The sequence below is a fragment of the Sphaerotilus mobilis genome (genome assembly GCF_004216565.1).
GTDB lineage: Bacteria > Pseudomonadota > Gammaproteobacteria > Burkholderiales > Burkholderiaceae_C > Sphaerotilus > Sphaerotilus mobilis.
This window is the reverse complement of sequence record NZ_SGWV01000013.1, coordinates 49,042-70,224: the sequence shown is the minus strand read 5'-3', so window position 1 is coordinate 70,224 and position 21,183 is coordinate 49,042. Positions and strand designations below refer to the sequence as shown.

The following is a 21,183-nucleotide window of genomic DNA, read 5'->3' as shown; positions in this document are numbered from 1 at the left end:
CCCGTCAGGCCGCCTGACGCTTTGCGTCAGTCTTGCAATGAGCCATTGCAAGTCCCGCCGCCGGCCGTGATCGGCGACACATTCGCTGCATGGCACGGCTCCTGCGTTTTGCAGATCAGGCTGGGTTCAGGGTCTTGCCAGGATCCTCTGGCCGCAACAAGGGAGCCGCGAGATGAAGAAATTCCGCTGGACCGACTGGCTGGCCGCCGCCGCGCTGGTCATCGCCCTGGGTGCCTTTGCCGGTGCCGAAAGTCCTGAACAAGGCGTCGTCACCGCGCAGTTGCGCTGAGTGCCGCCCCTACGCGTCGAGCAGGTCCAACCGCGTTCGACGCCCGTTTTCCCGTCCCGCCCGGAGCCCCTTCCGGCGCGTCGACGAACCCCGCCGCCGCGCGAGCCTCACCCCGGCGCGGCGACGGTCGAAGCACTACTTTGCGTCTCCTCGACAGAGTAGCGTTCGGGACTGGGTGAGGTCCCAGGGGGGCGGGCAAGCCGGACAAGAGAGAGCGAGCGTCCGGAGCCCTTGTCCCGTCCCCCTTCTTTTTTCGTGCAGCCACCGATCCACGCGGATCCGTCCCGGCGTCACGATGCAGCGCAGCATCCAACCCCTCCGTGTCCACCAGGGCAGCGACAATCGCCCGTTTCGCGGGCGGCTTGCCGGCTTCATGCCCTGCGTTTCCCGCATCCCCTTTCACGGCCGCCCCAGCCGACCACGGAGTGACCATGCCAGCCCTGATCTGCGGCTCCCTCGCCTTCGACACGATCGCCACCTTCCCCGGCCGCTTCGCCGACCAGATCCTGCCGGACCACATCCACATCCTGAACACGTCCTTCCTGGTGCCGTCGCTGCGGCGCGAGTTTGGTGGCTGCGCCGGCAATATCGCCTATTCGCTGAAGAAGCTCGGCGGCGAGCCCTTGCCGATGGCCACCGTCGGCGCCGATGGCGATGTGTACCTGGCGCGCCTGCGTGACCTGGGCATCGACGCCCGCCATGTCGCGCTGCTGAGCGAGTGCTACTCGGCGCAGTGCCACATCACCACCGACCGCGACAACAACCAGATCACCGCCTTCCACCCCGGTGCGATGGAACATGCGGTGCGGCTCGCGATCCCGAACCCGCGCGGTGAGATCGCCATCGGCATCATCGCCCCCGACGGCCGCGACGCCATGCTGCGCCACGCCGAGCAAATGGCCGAGGCCGGCATCCCCTTCGTGTTCGACCCGGGTCAGGGCCTGCCGCTGTTCAACGGCGACGAATTGCGTCACTTCGTCAAACTGGCAACCTGGGTGGCCGTCAACGACTACGAAGGCCGCATGCTGTGCGACCGCACCGGCGTGGACCTGGCGACGCTGTCGCGCTCGCACCTCAAGGGCCTGGTCGTGACGCTGGGCCATGAGGGCTGCGACGTGTGGATCGACGGCAACGTCACGCGCGTGGCCGGCGTGCAGGCCGAGGCGGTGGTCGACCCGACCGGCTGCGGCGACGCGTTCCGCGCCGCCCTGCTCTACGGCCTGGAGCGCGACTGGGACCTGGTGCGCTGCGTCGAGCTGGGCAACCGCGTGGGCGCCATCAAGATCGCCGCCGCCGGCACCCAGAACCACGTGCTGGACCCGGTCGCACTGGGCCTGACCCCGGCCTGATCCAGGCTGCGCCGGCGGTTGCGGCCAGCCGGCGTCAACGCCACAAGGAGCGCGCGATGGATGTCGTCATCAGCCTCTTCGGGGTCCTGGGCCTGATCGCGGGCGTGCTGTTGCTGCTGCTGGCAAGCTGGGACCGCCAGCGCTCGCGCCGCGCGGTGATCGAAGCCGAGACCGAGCTGCGCATCTCGCGCGAGGCCGCCGCGCGCCAGCTGCTGGAGCTGCGCAAGCGCCTGGCCGAAGCCGAGGCCGATCAGGCCCACATCGCCAGCCTGCAGGACGAGGTGCGCCGCCTGCGTGACAAGAATCGTCGCCTGCAGGCACTGCACGCCCTCGACACCGGTTCGGACCGAGCAGGCGCCAGCACAGCACCCGCCATGCCCGCCTTGCCGGTCATCCACACCGGTGCCTTGCCGCACGCGCCAGAGCCCAACCTGGGCCGTCCTGACGCGACCTGACGGGGGACACGGCCAGCGGCCCTTCAATCCGGCAGCGACAGGTCCGGCACACCGGCCGTCCGCAGATCCGCCAGCCAGCCGAGCACGGCCTGTGCATTGGCCTGCGCGTGCAGACGCTTGCGTCGGCTGGTCTGCCCCTGCACCAGGGTGACCGCGCGCTGCGGCAGGCCCAGCGATCGGGCCAGCCACTGCTGCAGCGCCTCGTTGGCGGCACCGTCGACCGGTGGAGCAGCCAGTCTCACCCGCAAGGCGCCATCGTGCAGCCCGACCGCTTCGGTCCGCCGAGCGTTGGGCACGACGGTCACATCGACCAGCACACCGCCAGCGTGCGGCCAGCTCAGGAAGCTTGCGATGACCCGGGGCGCGCTTGGGTCTGCAGGAACAGCATGCGGTGAAACAGGACGCTTGGACATGGTGTCGGTCCGGCCCGTCAGCTCGACGACCGGTCGAAGGACGCCTGGGGAGCAGGCGAAAAAAAACCCGGACATTCGTCCGGGCGTGAGCTCACCGCCGCCTCCGTGGGTCGCAAGACCCGCACGGCGGCGGACGGCTCGATCAGGGCTTGTCGCCGGTCGGGAAGGGCCAAGCCGCCTGAGGGCTCAGCGTGGTCTTCGCCGACGGTGCAGCGGGCGCAGCAGCCGCAGGGGCAGCCGGCGCAGGGGCCGCTTTCTTGGCAGCCTTCTTGGCGGCGGCCTTCTTGGCTGCCGCCTTCTTTGCCGGGGCCTTGGCGGGCGCAGCGGCCTTCTTCGCAGCGGCCTTCTTGGCCGGTGCCTTGGCAGGCGCGGCCGCCTTCTTGGCCGGTGCCGCCTTCTTCAGCGCCGGCTTCGGTGCTGCGGCCTTCTTGGCAGGAGCCTTCGCCGGAGCCTTCGCCGGTGCAGCCGCCTTCTTCGCGGCCGCCTTCTTCGCCGGAGCAGCGGCCTTCTTGGCCGGTGCCGCCTTCTTCAGCGCGGGCTTCGGCGCAGCGGCAGCCTTCTTGGCCGGTGCCTTCGCCGGCGCAGCCGCCTTCTTCGCAGCGGCCTTCTTGGCCGGCGCAGCAGCCTTCTTCGCCGGAGCGGCGGCCTTCTTCGCAGGCGCCGCCTTCTTCAGCGCGGGCTTCGGAGCAGCGGCTTTCTTGGCCGGTGCCTTGGCGGGGGCCGCCTTCTTCGCTGCAGCTTTCTTCGCAGTTGCCATGGGTATCTCCTTGATCAGGTTGACGGGACATGCAGCCCGATGGGCCACATGATCCACAGAGCCCGGGTCATTCTTGCGCCGACCTCGGGTGCTGGGGATGTGTTCAGGCGCGACAGGCCTTCAAGCCTGCCGCGCCAGTGGGGTCGAACCGTCGTCAACGAGTCGCGGGATTCACCGGCAACCGGGCCGGCAAGGCGCTCGCTCAGTCCCAGGACAGCGCACCGCCGGACTGGTACTCGATGACGCGGGTCTCGAAGAAATTGCGCTCCTTCTTCAGGTCGATCATTTCGCTCATCCAGGGGAACGGGTTTTCCTCGTTCGGGAAGAGCTCGTCGAGGCCGATCTGCGTGGCGCGCCGATTGGCGATGTATCGCAAATAGCCCTTGAACATTGAAGCGTTGAGGCCCAGCACGCCACGCGGCATGGTGTCCTCGGCATAGCGGTACTCCAGCTCCACCGCCTTCATGAACAAGGCCTTGATCTCGGCCTTGAACGAGGCGGTCCACAGCTGCGGGTTCTCAAGCTTGATCGCGTTGATCAGGTCGATGCCGAAGTTGCAGTGCATGGACTCGTCGCGCAGGATGTACTGGTACTGCTCGGCCGCGCCGGTCATCTTGTTCTGCCGGCCCAGCGCCAGGATCTGTGTGAAGCCCACGTAGAAGAACAGGCCCTCCATCAGACAGGCAAACACGATCAGGCTCTTGAGCAAGGTCTGGTCGTTCTCGAGCGTGCCGGTCTTGAAGGACGGATCCATGATCGCGTCGATGAAGGGGATCAGGAACTCGTCCTTGTCGCGGATCGACGCGACCTCGTGGTACGCGTTGAAGATCTCGCCCTCGTCCAGCCCGAGCGACTCGACGATGTACTGGTAGGCGTGAGTGTGGATCGCTTCCTCGAAGGCCTGACGCAGCAGGAACTGGCGGCACTCGGGCGCGGTGATGTGGCGGTAGGTGCCCAGCGTGATGTTGTTCGCCGCGAGCGAATCGGCCGTGACGAAGAAGCCGAGGTTGCGCTTGATCAGGCGTCGCTCGTCATCGGTCAGGCCGTTGGGATCTTTCCAGGTCGCGATGTCGCGCGACATGTTGATCTCTTGCGGCATCCAGTGGTTGGCACAGGTCGCAAGGTACTTGTCCCAGGCCCACTTGTACTTGAAGGGCACCAGCTGATTGACGTCGGTCTGGCCGTTGATGATGCGCTTGTCAGCGATGTTGACGCGACGTTCGGAGCCTGCGTCGGTGGCCGATGACGAAGCCCTCGGCAGGCCGACCGCAGCGTGCGGCAGTGACGAGGGCTGCATCGGAGCGTCGCGCGGAACGTTCGATGGATACGGGGTCGCCGACGTTGGCGTGGGGCGCGGAGTGTCTTCCCAGACGAGCATGTCTGACTTCCTGATGAAGTGAATTATCTGAATGTTGCGTCGAAACACCAAGCACTTATTGACACGCTGCAAGAGGGCGCGCGGCCCTCTTGCAACCCATCGGCTGGACGGTCTCGATGCACGCGGGTCTCAGGTCGGACGAGGTCGCCTCAGCTCACTGGCAGGCTTCGCAGGTCGGGTCGTCGATGGCGCAGAAACGCACATCGGTGGCCGGGCTTGCTTCGGCTGCGGCCGATGCAAACTGGGCCTGTGCTTGCAGAGCCAGCGCATCGGACGATGCGGCCTGGAGCCCGCCGCCACTGGCGCCCGGCACCGCATTGAGCGAGCCCGCCTTGACGGTCGACTTCTCCGCATGCGTCGCGCCCATCGTGCGCAGGTAGTAGGTGGTCTTGAGGCCACGCAACCAAGCGAGCTTGTAGGTCTCGTCGAGCTTCTTGCCCGAGGCACCGGCCATGTAGATGTTCAAGCTCTGAGCCTGATCGATCCACTTCTGGCGACGCGAGGCAGCTTCGACCAGCCACACCGGTTCGACCTCGAAGGCGGTTGCATAGAGGCGCTTGAGATCCTCGGGCACGCGGTCGATGCGGCGCAGGCTGCCGTCGAAGTGCTTGAGGTCCATGACCATCACGTCGTCCCACAGACCCAGCTTCTTGAGGTCGCGCACGAGGTACTCGTTGATGACCGTGAACTCGCCCGACAGGTTGCTCTTGACCGAGAGGTTGCCGAAGCAGGGTTCGATCGAGGCATCGACGCCGATGATGTTGGAGATGGTCGCCGTCGGCGCGATGGCCACGCAGTTGCTGTTGCGCATGCCGTGCTGGGCGATGCGGGCGCGCAGCGCGTCCCAGTCCAAGGTGGCTGAACCGTCGACGTCGACATAGCCACCTCGCGCCTCGGCGAGCAGCTTGAGCGAGTCCTGCGGCAGGATGCCGCGATCCCACAAGGAGCCGCGGTAGCTGCTGTAGCGACCGCGTTCGGCAGCCAGCTCGGTGGACGCCCAATAGGCGTGGTAGCAGACGGCCTCCATCGAGCGGTCAGCGAACTCGACCGCTTCCTGTGACGCATAGGGCAAGCGCAGCTGATAGAGCGCATCCTGGAAGCCCATGATCCCCAGGCCGACCGGGCGGTGGCGCAGGTTGGAGTCACGCGCCTTGCGCACCGCGTAGTAGTTGATGTCGATGACGTTGTCGAGCATGCGCATCGCCACCGTGATCGTGCGGGCCAGCTTGGCCTGGTCGATCTGCTTGCCGTGATCGCCGTCGATCAGGTGACGGGCCAGGTTGACCGAGCCCAGGTTGCAGACCGCGATCTCGCGATCGTTGGTGTTGAGCGTGATCTCGGTGCACAGGTTGGACGAGTGCACGACGCCGATGTGCTGCTGCGGCGAGCGCACATTGCAGGCGTCCTTGAACGTGATCCACGGATGCCCGGTCTCGAACAGCATCGTGAGCATCTTGCGCCACAGGTCGACGGCCCGGATGCGCTTGAACAGCTTGAGCTCGCCACGGTCGGCGCGGGCTTCGTAGGCGGTGTAGGCAGCCTCGAAGTCGGCGCCGAAACGGTCGTGAAGGTCCGGGCAGGTCGACGGCGAGAACAGGGTCCAGTCGCCACCTTCCATGACGCGCCGCATGAACAGGTCGGGGATCCAGTTCGCCGTGTTCATGTCGTGGGTGCGACGGCGGTCGTCACCGGTGTTCTTGCGCAGTTCGAGGAACTCCTCGATGTCGAGGTGCCAGCTCTCGAGGTAGGCGCAGACGGCACCCTTGCGCTTGCCGCCCTGATTGACCGCCACAGCGGTGTCGTTGACGACCTTCAGGAAGGGCACGACCCCTTGCGACTCGCCGTTGGTGCCCTTGATGTGCGAACCGAGCGCGCGCACCGGCGTCCAGTCATTGCCCAGACCCCCTGCGAACTTCGACAGCAGGGCGTTGTCCTTGATGGCCTCGTAGATGCCGTCGAGGTCGTCGGGCACGGTGGTCAGGTAGCAGCTCGAGAGCTGCGAGCGGCGCGTGCCCGAGTTGAACAGCGTGGGCGTGCTGGACATGAAGTCGAACGAGGACATGACCTCGTAGAACTCGATGGCACGCGCCTCGCGGTCGACCTCGTTGAGCGCCAGGCCCATGGCCACACGCATGAAGAAGGCCTGCGGCATCTCGATGCGGGTCTTGCGCACGTGCAGGAAGTAGCGGTCGTACAGGGTCTGCAGGCCGAGGTAGTCGAAGTCGAGGTCACGCTCGGCCTTGAGTGCGGCACCCAGACGCGCCAGGTCGTACTGGGCCAGACGTTCGTCGAGCAGTTCCGCCTCGATGCCCTTCTTGATGAAGGCCGGGAAGTACTCGGCGTAGCGCGCACCCATCTCGCCTTGCGTGACCTCGTCGCCCAGCACCTCGCGGCGGATGGTGTGCATCAGCAGGCGGGCCGTCACGCGGGTGTAGGCGGGGTCCTTCTCGATCAGCGTGCGTGCGGCCAGGATGGCAGCCTTGTAGACCTCGTCGATCGGCACGCCGTCATACAGGTTGCGGCGCGTCTCGGCGAGCACCGGAGCAGCGACGACCTCGCTGCCCAGGTTGGCGCAGGCGGCCTCGATGATGCCGCTCAGCTGCGCCAGATTCAGCGGCACGCGCTGACCGCGGTCGGTCACGTAGAAGGTCGGTTCGGCGGCGCGAGCGGCCTGCCCTTGCTGGGCCCGCTCCTGGGTCCGGCGCTCGCGGTAAAGCACATAGGCACGGGCGACGTCGTGATGGCCGCCGCGCATCAGGCCGAGCTCGACCTGGTCCTGGATGTCCTCGATGTGAAAGCTGCCGCCGCTCGGACGCGAGCGCATCAGCGCGCGCACCACGGTCTCGGTCAAGGCATCGACGGTCTCGCGCACGCTGGCCGAAGCCGCACCCTGGGTCCCATGCACCGCAAGGAAGGCCTTCATCATGGCCACCGAGATCTTGTGCGGCTCGAAGGCCACGACCGCGCCGTTGCGGCGAATGATCTGGTAGCTGGCATAGACGCTGGCGACGGGATGACCGTCGGCGCCATAGCCCGTGGCCATGGCGATGTGGGCGGTCTGCGGTTGCGGGGTGCCGGTTGCTTGCATCGGTGCTCCTTGCGTGTCTGGGATGTCGGTCGTCTGGCGTGACAGGCAGCAGCCCATCGATCGGCCATGCCCTGCCGCGCCGGGGCTCAAGCAGCAGCGTCGGATTGCTGTGCGCGCGGTCGCCAGGCGGGTGGCAGGAAACGGTTGGAAGTTGCGGGTCTCGTGTCCCTTGGAGCGCGGACCTGGGTCTCGACAGGCTGTTCAAGCGGACTGCGGAACCAGCGCGTCACGGGATCTGCTGCTGTCTTGATCGGGTCGGAGAATAGCACGAGGAGGCACTATAGCTAGTGCCCCGATCGTTGCGAAGCACTAGCGCTAGTGTGAGGGGAGCATAAACCCCAGGCAGTCCAAATCTCTCATTTCGGGGTCATCCACGCCAGCACCAGACCGCTGCCACGCAACCGTCGACGCAGCCGCGAGGCGTCGAAGCCCGGCCCGGGATCGCGCTTGCGGCCTGGCGCCACATGCTCGTGCCCGACCACCTCGCGCAGCGGCAGGACACGGCCCAGCTGGCGCAGCAGCTGAGCCAGTGCGCGGTATTGCGCGGCCGCGAAGCGGCGGCCTTCAAGACCTTCCAGCTCGATGCCGATGCTGTGGTCATTGCAGTTGTCGCGGCCCTTCCAGTGCGACACGCCGGCATGCCAGGCACGGCCCTGCAGGGCGACGAACTGCAGCAGCGCGCCATCGCGCCGGATCACGAAATGGGCCGACACCTGCAGGCCCGCGACCTCGGCGAAGGCGGGATGGGCCTGCGGGTCGAGGCGGTTGGTGAACAGGCGCTCGATCGCGTCGCTGCCATAGCGTCCGGGCGGCAGACTGATCGAGTGCACCACCGCCAGGTCGATCGCGACACCGACCGGCCGGACCCCGACGTTGGGACTGGGCACCGACCGCGCCTGCCCATGCCAGCCGGCCCGCCAGCGCCACGACGCGCCTGGGCGACGTCGGGCCAGCTTCATGTGCGGCTCACTCGCCGCCGCCCTCGCCGTCGTCGACGGTCAGGCCCTCGCCGGCCACCTGGATGCCCAGCCGCGCCATGCGGTAGCGCATCTGGCGCAGCGTCAGGCCCATCGCCGCGCCGGCCGCCGTGCGGTTGTATCGGTAGCGTTCGAGCGAACGCACCAGCACCGCCCGCTCGACCTCGTCGAGATAGGCCACCAGATCCTGCGGCACGGCGGGCTCGGCGACCGGCGCGGTGACACTCACCGCAGCCGAAGGGGGTGCGGGCTCGATCAGCGGCTTGAAGGGGTCGGTGGTCCACGGCTCAGCGCTGCGGCCCTCGCCCGGTCCGTTCGTCGCGGCCACGGCGTGTGCGAGGGTCCGGGCACGTGGCGGGATCGGCAGTTCCAGGTCTTCGACATCGATCTGGCTGGCACTGCTCAAGGCAACGGCGCGGTGCAGGAGGTTCTCCAGTTCGCGCACATTGCCCGGGAAGTCGTAGTGCGCCAGATGGTCCAGCGCACGCGGTGTCAGGCGCGGCATCACGGCCATGCCGGCCTCGGCGGCGATGCGTTCGAGCACGCGGGCACAAAGCTCGTAGAGGTCGTCGCGGCGCTCGCGCAGCGGCGGCACGCGGATCTGGATGACGTTGAGGCGGTAGAACAGGTCCTGGCGGAAGCGGCCCTCGCCAACCTCGGCGGCCAGGTCGCGGTGGGTGGCGCTGATGATGCGCACATCGACCGACACCTCGGCCACGGCACCGACCGGGCGAACCGCCCGTTCCTGGATCGCGCGCAGCAGCTTGCTCTGCATCGACAGCGGCAGGTCGCCGATCTCGTCGAGGAAGAGCGTGCCACCGTTGGCGGCCTGGAAAAAGCCCTCGCGGTCCTCGGCCGCGCCGGTGAAGGCGCCCTTGCGGTAGCCAAAGAACTCGGCCTCCAGCAACTGCTCGGGGATGGCGCTGCAGTTGACCGCGATGAAGGGCTGCGCGGCCCGCGTGCTGACCTGGTGGATCGAGCGTGCGACCAGTTCCTTGCCGGTGCCCGACTCGCCCTGCACCAGCACCGGCGCCATGCTGCGCGCGACCTTGTCGACCAGCGCGCGAACCTGCTGCATCGCGTTGGACTGGCCGGCCATGCGGCGCAGCGCACCGCTGCCGCGTTCGATCCTCGGCACGATCGAGCGCAGACCTTGGCCGAAGTCGGCCGCCACGCCGGTGACGCCGGTCGCGCCGATCGGCGCCGCGTTGGGGGCCGCGCCACGGGCGGCCGGGCTGCGGCCCAGCGCGGCGGCGACGACGCTGCGGAACACCTTCAGGTCGACCGGCTTGGTCAGGTAGTCGTAGGCACCCGACTTGAGCGCCTGCACCGCGTTCTCGGCCGAGCCGTAGGCGGTGATGACGATGGCCCGCTCGCTGCGGCCGGACTGTTCGAGCCGGCGCAGCAGGTCCAGCCCGCTGCCGTCGGGCAGGCGCATGTCGGTGATGACGGCGCTGTAGGTTCGGTCCTTGAGCTGGGCCCAGGCCTCCTCGACGCTTCCAGCCGTCTCGACCTCATAGCCCTCGCGCAGCAGCGTCAGCTCGTAGATCGTGCGAAGGTCCGGCTCGTCGTCGACCACCAGCAGGCTGTGAAGCGAGGTGGCGCTCATCGTCCCGCTCCGGGACGCATCGGCGGCGGCACCGGGATCATGCGCGGCAACGTCATCACGAAGACGTTGCGGTGACGTGCGCCGACGCCGCGCGGGTGGTATTCGATCGTGGCGCCATAACGTTCACACAGCTCGCGGCAGATGTAGAGACCGAGGCCGCTGCCACGGCTGCGGGTGGAGAAGAAGGGCTCGAACAGGTAGGGCTCGACGTCGGGCGCGATCGGCTGGCCGTCGCTGGCTACCGACAAGACGACCTGCGCGTCGCCGCGCGCATGCACGCGCACCCACAGCGCATCGGTTCGGCCGCTGCCATGGCGATGGGCGTTGTCGAGCAGGTTGATCAGCACGCGGCGCAGGTGATCCGGATCAAAGCGCACCGGCATGACGCCGTCGCCGGCCTCGACCATCAGCGGACTCGGGCCGACATGCGGCAGGCCGGCGGTGCGCCCCCAGTCGTCGCACAGCATCTGGACCTGGGCCGACAGGTCGATCACCGGCGCCTCGCGCGGGGCGCCGGGCGCGACCTCCATCACGTCGTCGACGATGCGCTGCAGGCGCACGACGTTGTCGGCCACCATGCGCGTGAGCTGGCGCTGGGCCGGCTGCATCAGGTCCTCGGCCAGCAGGGCATTGGCCTGCGCGATGGCCGCCAACGGGTTGCGGATCTCGTGGGCGATGCCCGCCGAGACGCGGCCCATCGCCGCCAGCTTCTCTTGTCGGGCCCGTGACTGCAAGGTGCGCACGTCCTCCATGAACAGCACGCACAGCAAGGACTCGGCAGGCTTGTCGTCCAGGCCGGGATCGACGTTGTCCTGCCGCCGCGTGAAGCGCATGCGCAGGCGCAGGCCACGTTCCTCGACCTTGGCGCCCTGGCTCAGGCGCAGCCGGATTTCCTCGCCACCATCGGGCCAGAAACCGGTCGTCCAGGCCCGCTCAAGGGCCAGCCAGAGGGGTTCCCAGGCCTCGTGCTGGCGCAGGTCGAAGGCCATGAAGCGGCGCCCCGGCGGCGCGCCGATCAGCGCCATCGCAGCGGGGTTGGCCGCCCGCACCTGGCCGTCGGCATCGACCACCATGACGCCGTCCTGCATCTCCTCGATCATCAACCGGTTGAGCAGCGCCTGCTGGCGCGCCATCTCCAGCGTGCTGCGCGCGGCGGCTTCCTGGCGGTTCAGGCGATCGGCCATCTCGGCGGTCAGCAGGGCCAGCGCAAACACCATCGCGCCGAACATGCCGGCCTGCGTCAGCTGGGTCGCCAGATCGGCACCTTCGAGCACCCGCCACCAGGCCGCTCCCAGCAGCAGCAGCACGACCGAGGCCGCCACGGCAGCGGCGATGCGGCGCGGCAGCAGCGCCCCCGCCGTCAGCACCGGAAGCAGGAACAGCGCGTTGAGGTTGAGCGGTCCGGAGATGGACGCCAGCAGCAGCGCCGAGAAACCCACCAGATCGACGCCGATGGTCATGAGCTGCCAACGTCGCCGCAGGTGCCCCTGCAGGTCCAGCGGCAGGCCAAGTTGCGGCAGCCACCGCAGTTCGACCTGGGCGACCAGCATCAGCGTGGCCAGCGTGTAGCCGCCACAGATGGTCAGCGCCAGCAAGGTCGAGCCGGAGCTGCCGTAGATCGCGATGACAGCCTGCATGGCCAGCAGCAGCACGGCCAGCAGCGCCCGGGCCACGATGAAGCCACGCAGGATCCGCTTGAAGGCCTTGGGCGGACCCTTGGCACGCGGTGCCGGCGTGGGCTCGATGACGGGCGGCGCGGTGTAGCCGCTGGAGTCTTCGGCGTCGCGGACACCAAGGGCGGCTTCGGCCACCGCTGGCTGGGCACCGGGGTGAGCGGCCCATTCCTCGGCCGGCTGGGTGTCGGCATCCAGGTCGACCCGACCACTGGGCGGCGCCACGCGCGAACTGTTCGAGCCGTCGCCATGGAGGCGCTCGAAGCGCTTGCGGTCGTCACGTTCGACACGCTCTTCGGGCCGGGTTGGCGCGAAGCCCGATCCCATAGGGCGCGTCGGCGCGATCAGTGCGTCGATGTCCTCGGGGCGGGTCGACTCGCCCGCACCACTGAAGCCCGCGAACCATGAGTCGCGCGGCACCGCCGGACGGCCCGGGCGACGGCCGGGCAGATCGGTGTCAAGAAACGGCAGCGGCGGTGTGGCCGGATGTCCCGGAGGTCGGTTGCGGGCCATGTCGCCGGAGCCGTCCTCAGGAAGGCAGGCCGGTGCGCGGACCGGACGTCTGGTGCGCGGGGCTGCAGTAGTCCTGCCCGTCGGCACTGCGCACGGACTCGGACTCCGGCAGGTGCAGGCCACAGTGGGCGCAACGAACCATGCGCCCGGTTGTCGAGGGCGTGGCACCGGTTCGAGGTGGAGCGGCTTATCGGGCCGCTTCTGCGGCCGTCGTCTCGCGCTCGCGTCGCCACTTGCGGATCAGCAGGTAGACCGCCAGGCCGATCAACAACCAGAGCAGCACCCTCATGACGCCAGTCCCGCGACGGCCGCAGGCCGGTGCAGCAACACCTCGAAGACGAAGCGCGAGCCGACATAAGACAAAAGCAGCAGCACGCTGCCGACGTAGAGCCAGCGGGTCGCACGTCGGCCACGCCATCCGAAGGCCCGTCGACCACCGAGCAGGCCGGCGAAGACCGCCCAGCCCAGCACCGAGAAGACGGTCTTGTGATCCCAGCTCCAGGTCGCCATGAACCAACTGCCCAGCACGATGGCGCCTGACAGCACGACAAAGCCGGCCGACACGAAACGGAAGGTCAGCTGTTCGAGCAGCAGCAGCGGCAACGAGCCGCCTGTCGCAGCCGGCACGCGGCGGGAGCGCATCGCCCGCTCAGCCCGGTCCAGCCAGATCGCGTGCAGCACGGCCGCACCGAACAGGCCATAGGACGCAAAGCCCATCAGCCAGTGCAGAGGCGCCCAGGGCGACACGGCATGGATGGCGCCTTCGCCAGGAAAGAGCAGGCCCACCAGCACGGCCAGTCCGCCAAGACCCGCCAGCAGACGGCGGATCGTCGGGACCGGCACGAAGCGGCTTTCGATCGCATGCACCGCGAGGACCAGCCAGACCGTCGACGACAGGGCCGGTGCAAAGCCGAAACGGATGCCGTCACCCGGCAGGCCGACGCCCAGCAATTGCGCGAACAGCGCGGTGCCGTGGGCGACCCACGCCACCGGCAAGGCACGCCGGACCAGCGCCGACTCGCCCTGAGGCCAGGCCAACGCATAGGCCACCAGGGCCAGCACGGCCGGCAACACGGACCAGGGCGACAAGGGGCTTGGAAAGGCGGTCGATAGAATCACTCGCACAGTGTACTTTCGGGCCCCGTCGTGACGACGCTGCACGGCCCGCCACACCAGCCCGACCGCCCTCTTCGGTCACAGATCTCCGGAATCCCCGATGGCCTCAGCCCTCTCCGATCGCCTATCCAAGCTCGTCAAGTCGATGCGTGGCCAGGCCCGCATCACCGAAACGAACGTGCAGGACATGATGCGCGAGGTGCGCATGGCGCTGCTGGAGGCGGACGTCGCGCTGCCGGTGGTGCGCGACTTCATCAACCGCGTGAAGGAGAAGGCGCTCGGCCAGGAAGTCGTCGGTTCGCTCAACCCAGGGCAGGTGCTGGTAGGCATCGTGCACAAGGAACTCGCCGCGACGATGGGCGAGGGCGTGGCCGACATCAACCTGGCCGTGCAGCCGCCAGCGGTGATCTTGATGGCCGGCCTGCAGGGCGCCGGCAAGACGACCACCACCGCCAAGCTGGCCAAGCACCTGATCGAGCGCCGCAAGAAGAAGGTGCTGACGGTTTCGGCCGACGTCTACCGCCCGGCCGCCATCGAGCAGCTGAAGACCGTCACGAAACAGGCCGGCGCCGACTGGTTCCCGAGCCGCCCGGAGGACAAGCCGCGCGACATCGCACTGGCCGCGCTGGACCATGCCCGGCGTCACCTGTTTGACGTGCTGCTGGTCGACACAGCCGGCCGGCTGGCGATCGACGAGGCGCTGATGGCCGAGATCCGCGAGCTGCACGCGGCGCTCAACCCGATCGAGACGCTGTTCGTGGTCGACGCGATGCAGGGCCAGGACGCGGTCAACACGGCCAAGGCCTTCAAGGACGCGCTGCCGCTGACCGGCGTCGTGCTGACCAAGCTCGACGGCGACTCGCGCGGCGGCGCGGCGCTGTCGGTGCGCCAGATCACCGGCGCGCCGATCAAGTTCGCCGGTGTGTCCGAGAAGATCGACGGCCTGGAGGTGTTCGACGCCGATCGCCACGCCGGACGTGTGCTCGGCATGGGCGACATCGTCGCGCTGGTCGAGGAGGTCCAGAAGGGCGTCGACATCCAGGCCGCGCAGAAGCTGGCCGACAAGGTCCGCAGCGGCGAAGGCTTCGACCTCAACGACTTCCTGGCCCAGCTCAGCCAGATGAAGAAGATGGGCGGCCTGTCGGGCCTGCTGGACAAGCTGCCCAGCGAACTGGCCGCCAAGGCCGGTCAGGCCGACATGGGCAAGGCCGAGAAGGACGTGCGCCGCATGGAGGGCATCATCAACTCGATGACCCCGCTGGAGCGGCGCAAGCCCGATCTGCTCAAGGCGAGCCGCAAGCGCCGCATCGCGGCTGGCGCTGGCGTGCAGGTCCAGGAGGTCAATCGCCTGCTCAACCAGTTCGAGCAGATGCGCGACATGATGAAGAAGATGAAGGGCGGCGGCCTGATGAAGATGATGAAGCGCATGGGCGGCGGCAAGGGCAAGTTCCCCGGCATGGGCGGCATGGGCGGTATGGGCTTCTGACCCGTTCTGGGGCGCAACCGTTTCCAAGCACGGTTCGCATCTCGCCGCATCACTTCAAGTGGTGAGACTGTTACATGAATCGCGCAAGGGGCAGCATTGACGACCTTGTGCGTGCACGCTAACTTGTCGTGATGGATCTCACACTGTTGGCCGCCAATCCGATCGCTCTGGTGGTCTTCTCCGGAATCTGCGCGGCGATCGTCGTCTGGGCCTGGCGACGCAGCCAGGGCGACAAGCCGCGCAAGGCCACCGTCGGTCGCCCGCGGGCGCTGGACGCTGTCGACACCGTCATCGGCTGGCCGCCCGAGGCCACCCGGGTACTGACCTTGCGCCATCAGCGCGCCTTCGAGGTGCTGAGGCGTGCGCTGCCCGATCACCTGGTGCTGGCGCAGGTGCCGATCTCGCATTTCGTGCGCGTGCCGACGCGGAACTCCTACGTCGAATGGATGCGCCGGGTCGGCCATGTGTGCGTCGACCTGATGGTCTGCGATGCCGCGTCCAACGTGATCGCGGTGATCGAGGTCCGGCCGGCCGACCGGGTCGAGACCGAGCGCGCCCGCAAGCGCCACCAGCGTGTCGAACGTGTGCTGCGCGCCGGGGGCATTCCGCTGCATGTGTGGACCGAGTCGTTGTTGCCTGACCCGGCCGCAGTGCGCAAGATCTTCGTGGCGCAGGCCGTCACCGAAGTCGTCACCGACGAAGGCCCGGAAACGAGCCCGCTCGAACCCGTTCTGTACCGTGAAGGCCGTGGTCGCGCCGCGCCGGTCGAAGCGGGCAGCGAGCCACCGCGCACCACCTGGTTCGATGACCTCAACGCGACGCGCCCGGCGCCGCTTGATCAGGTCGAGGTCAGAACGGACGAACTGGCCGACAACGGCTCCCTGGGTGGCATCAAATCGCCCGCCCACAGCATCGCCGGACTCGGTCGCTGACACGATCGACCGCTTCACACGGCCACCCCGCCAGCCGCCCGAAGGGCGGCTTTTTCGTGACCGCCGGCAAGCGCGTTGGGGCCGCGCCGTGGGACGGGTCAACAGACCTGTCCTCGATCACTCGACGCCACAAAAAAAAGAGCCCCAGCTCGATGCTGGGGCTGCAAAGCCTTAACGCTGTCAACACGGTAAGGCACCTGCTCAGGGAGGAAAAGCAGGGAACGAGGGCCTTGCGGCCCGTCGCTCGCGGACGAGTGTAGCAGCGGGATTTGTGCGTCTGGATCGGGTTGGCTACTGACCTTGGACAAGTCTGGATGGGCATACGCGGCGCCTCGGCGTGACAATCGCGGCCTCCCTGTCGCCCGCCAAGAGTCGATCCATGCACGTCCCGCCACCCTACCCCCTGGCCCGCCCGCGCCGCCTGCGCCGCGATGCCTACACCCGCGCGCTGGTGCGCGAGCACCGCCTGCATCCGAGCGACCTGATCTACCCGGTCTTCGTGCTCGAAGGCCAGGGCCGCACCGAGGACGTCGGCTCGATGCCCGGCGTGCAGCGCCTGAGCCTGGACCGGCTGCTGCCGGTGGCCGAGCAGTGCGTCGAGCTGGGCGTGCCAGTGATGGCGCTCTTCCCGGTACTGGACGGCACCCACAAGACGCCCGATGGCCGGGAGGCCGCCAACCCCGATGGCCTGGTGCCCAAGGTCGTGGCCGAGCTCAAGCGCCGCTTCCCCGATCTGGGCGTGATGACCGATGTCGCGCTCGACCCCTACACCAGCCATGGCCAGGACGGCCTGATCGACGACGACGGCTATGTGCTCAACGACGTCACGATCGAGGTCCTGGTCCAGCAGGCCCTGACCCAGGCGCGGGCCGGCGTCGACATCGTCGCGCCAAGCGACATGATGGACGGCCGCATCGGCGCGATCCGCCGTGCGCTGGAGACCGAAGGCCTGATCCACACCCGCATCATGGCCTACAGCGCCAAGTACGCCAGCGCCTTCTACGGCCCCTTCCGCGACGCGGTCGGCTCGGCCGGCAACCTCGGCAAGAGCAACAAGAAGGTCTACCAGATGGACCCGGGCAACACCGATGAGGCGCTGCGCGAGGTCGGACTGGACCTCGCTGAAGGCGCCGACATGGTGATGGTCAAGCCCGGCATGCCGTATCTGGACGTGGTCCGCCGCGTCAAGGACGAGTTCCACGTGCCGACCTTCGCCTACCAGGTCAGCGGCGAGTACGCGATGCTCAAGGCCGCCGCCGGCAACGGCTGGCTGGACCATGACGCCGTGATGATGGAGAGCCTGCTGGCCTTCAAGCGCGCCGGTGCCGACGGCATCCTGACCTACTTCGCACTCGACGCGGCCCGCGTGCTGCGCCAGTCGAAGGACTGACGCCTGCCGTCACCGCGAGGCCAGACCTTCCATGACCTCGCGGGCCAGACACAGGTCTTCCCACACGCGCGACTTGTCGACCGGGTTGCGCAGCAGGTAGCCGGGGTGGTAGGTCACCACCACCGGCACGCCGTGGTACTGGTGGACCTTGCCGCGCAGCCGGCCGATCGGCTCGGCGCTGCGCAGGATGGACTGCACCGCGAAGCGCCCCAGCGCCACGATCAGGCGCGGCCGCACCAGTTCGACCTGGCGCTGCAAGTAGGGCTCGCAGCGCTCGACCTCGTGCGGCTCGGGGTTGCGGTTGCGCGGCGGGCGGCACTTCAGCACGTTGGCGATGTAGACCTGGTCCTCGCCGCCGCCATCGGCACGCGTCAGGCCGGCGGCACGGAGCATGTTGTCCAGCAACTGGCCGGCCTCGCCGACAAAGGGCTGGCCGGTGCGGTCCTCGTTTTCGCCGGGCGCTTCGCCGATCAGCATCCAGCGGGCCTGCCGGTTGCCGGCACCGAAGACCGTGTTGCGGCGGCTCACGCACAGCTCGCAAGCGCGGCAGCCGGCGACGGCATCGGCCAATGTGTCCCAACCCATCGCGGCGACCGGACTGGCTGGGTCGATCAGCGTCGTCGACCTTGCCGCATCGGGGACCCAGGCGATCGGTGCTGCAACCGGGACTGCAACCGGGGCTGCAAGCCGTGCGACAGGCGTTGCCGGCCCTGTCGGCGCGGCGATGTCGGCGGGCACCGTGCCGGCGACCACCTCGGCCGGAGCGACCTGCTGCACCGACTCGGCCGTCGGTAGCCGAAGGTGGATGCCCATCTCGGCCAGCATCGCGACCTGCCGTTCAGACCAGACCATGGCCGCCCTCGCTGTCGTGACGTGGCCGGCGATCCGACCGGTCCGGGCCGATGTCCAGCCTCAGCACCAGCGCATCCTCGCGCTGACCGTCGCAGGCGGGGTAGTAGCCGCGTCGCATCCCGACCTGCACATAACCGTGCCGGGCATAGACCGCACGGGCGCGCTCGTTGCTGGGCCGGACCTCCAGCCACAGGCATTCGGCCCCGGTGGCACGGGCGTGTCGGGACAGTTCATGCAACAGCCGCACGGCATGGCCGCGGCCCTGGTGCTCGGGCGCGACGGTGATATTGAGCAGGTGCCACTCGTCGACGCCGGCCATGGCGATCATGTAGGCCACCAGTTCGCCGGCCGGTGTCTGCAGCGCCTGCGCGAGGTAGCCGGCGGCCAGTGCATCGATGAAGTTGCCGCGGCTCCAGGGATGTGTGTAGCAGCGCACCTCGATGGCCAACAGGGCATCGAGCGTGTCCAGCGTGATGGGCCGCATCACCAGCGGCATCGCACGGGGCGCGTGGGGCGCTCGGGCCAGGTAGGCGGGATCGGGTCGGGCGCTCATGGTGCGCGGCGATCAGGCACGGGCCGCCGCCCGTTCGGCGGTGGTCTGCGCGACCTTGTCGCGCACATAGAGCGGCAGGGCCAGGGCCGGGTCGATCCAGCGTTGTGCCGCATGGGCCTGTCGCGTCAGCGCGGCCAGCGCCTCACCGTCGGGCAAGGCCAGCACGCACATGGGCAAGTCCAGGTCCGATGCAGCCGACTCGAAAACCATCCAGCCCGGCCCCGCCAGCGCGGCAGGATGGGCTTGCACGAGGCCGCGCAAGGCCTCTGGTCGCAGCAGAGCCGGACCGGCGATGACGACGCCCGCTGCATCGGTGGCCAGCCGCCAATCGGCTTCACCATGGCGCTGCCAGCAGGCCGCATAAGCCTCACCCATGCGCGCATCCAGCACCGTCCAGACGCGCTCGAAACCCGCTTGCCGATGGGCCGACTCGGCAACCAGCGCCAGCGTGTCGAGCGCGACCAGCGGCCGGTCCAGGCCGATGGCCAGGCCCTGGGCGATCGAGCAGGCGGTGCGCAGGCCCGTGAAGGCGCCAGGGCCCTGTCCGTAGCCGATCGCGTCGATGTCTTGCAAGGTCGCGCCCGCCTCGTCGACCAGCGAGGCGATCGCCGGCAGCAGGTTCATCGAGGCCTGGGCACCACCGGCCAGCTGGCGGGCGTGCACGACGCCGTCGCGCCACACCGCGAGGTGCAGGTGTTCGGTCGCGGCATCGAGGGCAAGCAGACAGGGCAAGGGCATGGCGCAGAGCGGATGTACCGATCCAGTGTAGCGGCGAGGGTGTGGCGACAAGGCCGATGGCAACGGCCTTGTCGGCTGGTGCGGGCCTGCCTGCGGCTCCTATGATCGACCGCGATGCACCCCACCCGACGCCCGTCCTTCACCCTGCCCTGGACCTTGCAGGCCATGGCCTTGATGGCCGCGATGCTGCCGTCTCCAGCACCCGCACAAGCGACCCAGCGGGTGCCGCAACGCATCACCGCCGCCCTGGCCCAGGCCGGCTTGCCGGCCGAAGCCATGCACGTCTGGATCGGCCCGGTCGATGGCGGCGAACCGTGGCTGGCGCACCGCGCAGGCCAGCTGGTCAACCCCGCATCGTTGATGAAGCTGCTGACCTCGGCGTCCGCGCTGGAGACGCTGGGCCGCAGCCACCAGTGGCAGACCCTGGTGAGCGTCGATGCGCTGCCGCGCGAGGGCGTGCTGACAGGCTCGCTGCGCATCCGAGGCGGTGGCGATCCGAGCCTGGTGGCCGAGCGGCTTTGGCTGCTGCTCGACCAGATCCGCCAGCGCGGCGTGCGCGAGATTCGCGGCGACATCGTGCTCGACCGCAGCGCTTACGCCATCCCCGAGGTCGATCCCGCCGCCTTCGACAACGAGCCGCTCAAGCCCTACAACGCCCGGCCCGATGCGCTGCTGGTGAACTTCAAGAGCTTGACGCTGACCTTCCGGCCGCAGCCCTCGCAGGCCTGGGCCGAGGTGTCGGTCGACCTGCCGCTGGCGGGCTGGCGGGTCAGCGAGCGGGTGCCCTTGCTCGACGGGCCTTGCGAGGATTGGCGCGCCAAGCTGCTGGCCGACTTCCGCTCGCCCACGTCATGGAGCTTCGCCGGCGGCCTGCCGCGCAGCTGCGGTGAACGCAGCTGGTCGGTCGCCTACAACGAGCCCGCCACGCATGCCGCCCGGGCGATCGAGGCGCAGTGGCGCGCGCTCGGCGGCGCGCTGCAGGGCAAGGTCAGGAACGGCGGATCGGGCGGCGAGGCGCTGCCGCTGTTCACATTCAGCTCTCCGCCTCTGGCCGACGTGCTGCGGCCGATGAACCTCTACAGCAACAACACCATCGCCCAGCAGATGTTGCTGGCCCTGGGCGGCCCGCCCAACCTGCCCTTGCCACCGGGCGCATCGCCAGCACCCACGCTGGCCGCAGCAACCGCGACCTGGGACGCCGGCCGCGCGGTCGTCACCGGTCTGTTGCCTCGGGTGGGTTGCACGGCAGACGAGTTGAAGCTGGACAACGGCTCGGGCCTGTCGCGCGACGAGCGCATCACGCCGCGTTGCCTGGCGCAGTGGCTGCGCTGGTCGTGGCGCCAGCCGTGGATGCCGGACCTGGTGTCCAGCCTGCCGCTGGCCGGCGAGGCCACCGCACGCCGCGCCACGTCAGTGGCCGGTCGGGCACATCTGAAGACCGGCTCCCTCTCAGACGTGGCCGGTGTGGCTGGCTACCTCGATGGCGCGGACGGTCGTCGGGCCGTTGTGGTGGTCATCCTGAACCACCCGCTGGCCAGCCGGGAAGGTGGCCGAGCGGTGATCGACGCGGTGCTGGGCTGGGGCGCGGAGCGGCTGGGCGGCGCGCTGCGCTGAG

Annotated in this window: 17 protein-coding genes and 1 pseudogene; 6 read left to right on the top strand and 12 right to left on the bottom strand. The window is 68.7% G+C overall.

Annotated elements, in window-relative coordinates:
- Nucleotides 1-720 precede the first annotated feature (720 nt).
- Nucleotides 721-1,638: a carbohydrate kinase family protein gene (locus EV685_RS19270; RefSeq protein ID WP_130483695.1), complete on the top strand. Its 918-nt coding sequence runs from the start codon at nucleotides 721-723 to the stop codon at nucleotides 1,636-1,638.
- A gap of 56 nt (nucleotides 1,639-1,694) precedes the next feature.
- The gene (locus EV685_RS19265; RefSeq protein ID WP_130483694.1) at nucleotides 1,695-2,093 is read left to right on the top strand and encodes a hypothetical protein; all 399 of its coding nucleotides are present in this window, start codon (nucleotides 1,695-1,697) and stop codon (nucleotides 2,091-2,093) included.
- 23 nt (nucleotides 2,094-2,116) lie between these two features.
- Here EV685_RS19265 and EV685_RS19260 read toward each other — a convergent pair whose 3' ends face one another.
- The 9 genes and pseudogenes from EV685_RS19260 to EV685_RS19220 form a co-directional block, all read right to left on the bottom strand.
- Nucleotides 2,117-2,506, bottom strand: a complete 390-nt coding sequence (locus EV685_RS19260; protein ID WP_130483693.1) for a DUF167 domain-containing protein — start codon at nucleotides 2,504-2,506, stop codon at nucleotides 2,117-2,119.
- Nucleotides 2,507-2,648: 142 nt separating this feature from the next.
- Nucleotides 2,649-3,263 (bottom strand): histone, encoded by a 615-nt coding sequence (locus EV685_RS19255; protein WP_130483692.1) that lies wholly within the window; start codon nucleotides 3,261-3,263, stop codon nucleotides 2,649-2,651.
- A gap of 202 nt (nucleotides 3,264-3,465) precedes the next feature.
- On the bottom strand, nucleotides 3,466-4,560 hold the full coding sequence (locus tag EV685_RS19250) for a ribonucleotide-diphosphate reductase subunit beta (protein ID WP_420820842.1): 1,095 nt from the start codon (nucleotides 4,558-4,560) through the stop codon (nucleotides 3,466-3,468).
- Between the two features lie 235 nt (nucleotides 4,561-4,795).
- Nucleotides 4,796-7,684 (bottom strand): ribonucleoside-diphosphate reductase subunit alpha, encoded by a 2,889-nt coding sequence (locus EV685_RS19245; RefSeq protein ID WP_242615689.1) that lies wholly within the window; start codon nucleotides 7,682-7,684, stop codon nucleotides 4,796-4,798.
- A 401-nt stretch (nucleotides 7,685-8,085) separates the two neighbouring features.
- Nucleotides 8,086-8,688 carry a 1,6-anhydro-N-acetylmuramyl-L-alanine amidase AmpD gene (gene ampD, locus EV685_RS19240; protein WP_207224875.1) on the bottom strand — a complete coding sequence of 201 codons (603 nt, stop codon included), beginning with the start codon at nucleotides 8,686-8,688 and terminating at the stop codon, nucleotides 8,086-8,088.
- A 7-nt stretch (nucleotides 8,689-8,695) separates the two neighbouring features.
- Entirely contained in the window at nucleotides 8,696-10,315 is a 1,620-nt protein-coding gene (locus EV685_RS19235) for a sigma-54-dependent transcriptional regulator (RefSeq protein WP_130483689.1), read from the bottom strand.
- On the bottom strand, nucleotides 10,312-12,501 hold the full coding sequence (locus EV685_RS19230) for a sensor histidine kinase (RefSeq protein WP_130483688.1): 2,190 nt from the start codon (nucleotides 12,499-12,501) through the stop codon (nucleotides 10,312-10,314). The genes EV685_RS19235 and EV685_RS19230 overlap by 4 nt, the downstream gene beginning before the upstream one ends.
- A gap of 16 nt (nucleotides 12,502-12,517) precedes the next feature.
- Nucleotides 12,518-12,655, bottom strand: a pseudogene (locus EV685_RS21235) (PP0621 family protein); the annotation flags it as partial.
- Nucleotides 12,656-12,786: 131 nt separating this feature from the next.
- A complete protein-coding gene (locus tag EV685_RS19220; RefSeq protein ID WP_130483687.1) occupies nucleotides 12,787-13,590 on the bottom strand; it encodes a cytochrome C assembly family protein in 804 nt (267 codons plus the stop codon).
- 127 nt (nucleotides 13,591-13,717) lie between these two features.
- Between EV685_RS19220 and ffh the strand changes: the two genes are divergently transcribed.
- From ffh to hemB, 3 genes are all read left to right on the top strand, one after another.
- Nucleotides 13,718-15,103 (top strand): signal recognition particle protein, encoded by a 1,386-nt coding sequence (ffh, locus tag EV685_RS19215; RefSeq protein WP_130483686.1) that lies wholly within the window; start codon nucleotides 13,718-13,720, stop codon nucleotides 15,101-15,103.
- A gap of 131 nt (nucleotides 15,104-15,234) precedes the next feature.
- Nucleotides 15,235-16,035, top strand: a complete 801-nt coding sequence (locus EV685_RS19210; protein WP_130483685.1) for a DUF2726 domain-containing protein — start codon at nucleotides 15,235-15,237, stop codon at nucleotides 16,033-16,035.
- 379 nt (nucleotides 16,036-16,414) lie between these two features.
- Nucleotides 16,415-17,425 carry a porphobilinogen synthase gene (gene hemB, locus EV685_RS19205; protein WP_130483684.1) on the top strand — a complete coding sequence of 337 codons (1,011 nt, stop codon included), beginning with the start codon at nucleotides 16,415-16,417 and terminating at the stop codon, nucleotides 17,423-17,425.
- Nucleotides 17,426-17,434: 9 nt separating this feature from the next.
- Here hemB and EV685_RS19200 read toward each other — a convergent pair whose 3' ends face one another.
- Genes EV685_RS19200 through tsaB form a run of 3 tightly spaced genes read right to left on the bottom strand, consistent with a single transcriptional unit; the run spans nucleotide 17,435 to nucleotide 19,568 of the window.
- Nucleotides 17,435-18,277, bottom strand: coding sequence for a uracil-DNA glycosylase (locus EV685_RS19200; protein ID WP_130483683.1), 843 nt, complete (start codon nucleotides 18,275-18,277; stop codon nucleotides 17,435-17,437).
- Nucleotides 18,264-18,830: a ribosomal protein S18-alanine N-acetyltransferase gene (rimI, locus tag EV685_RS19195; RefSeq protein WP_130483682.1), complete on the bottom strand. Its 567-nt coding sequence runs from the start codon at nucleotides 18,828-18,830 to the stop codon at nucleotides 18,264-18,266. Before rimI ends, EV685_RS19200 begins: the two co-directional genes overlap by 14 nt.
- Nucleotides 18,831-18,842: 12 nt before the next feature.
- Nucleotides 18,843-19,568, bottom strand: coding sequence for a tRNA (adenosine(37)-N6)-threonylcarbamoyltransferase complex dimerization subunit type 1 TsaB (gene tsaB, locus EV685_RS19190; protein ID WP_130483681.1), 726 nt, complete (start codon nucleotides 19,566-19,568; stop codon nucleotides 18,843-18,845).
- Between the two features lie 114 nt (nucleotides 19,569-19,682).
- On the opposite strand from tsaB, the gene dacB reads away from it, so the two are divergent.
- On the top strand, nucleotides 19,683-21,182 hold the full coding sequence (gene dacB / locus EV685_RS19185) for a D-alanyl-D-alanine carboxypeptidase/D-alanyl-D-alanine endopeptidase (protein WP_130483680.1): 1,500 nt from the start codon (nucleotides 19,683-19,685) through the stop codon (nucleotides 21,180-21,182).
- Nucleotide 21,183: the final 1 nt, after the last annotated feature.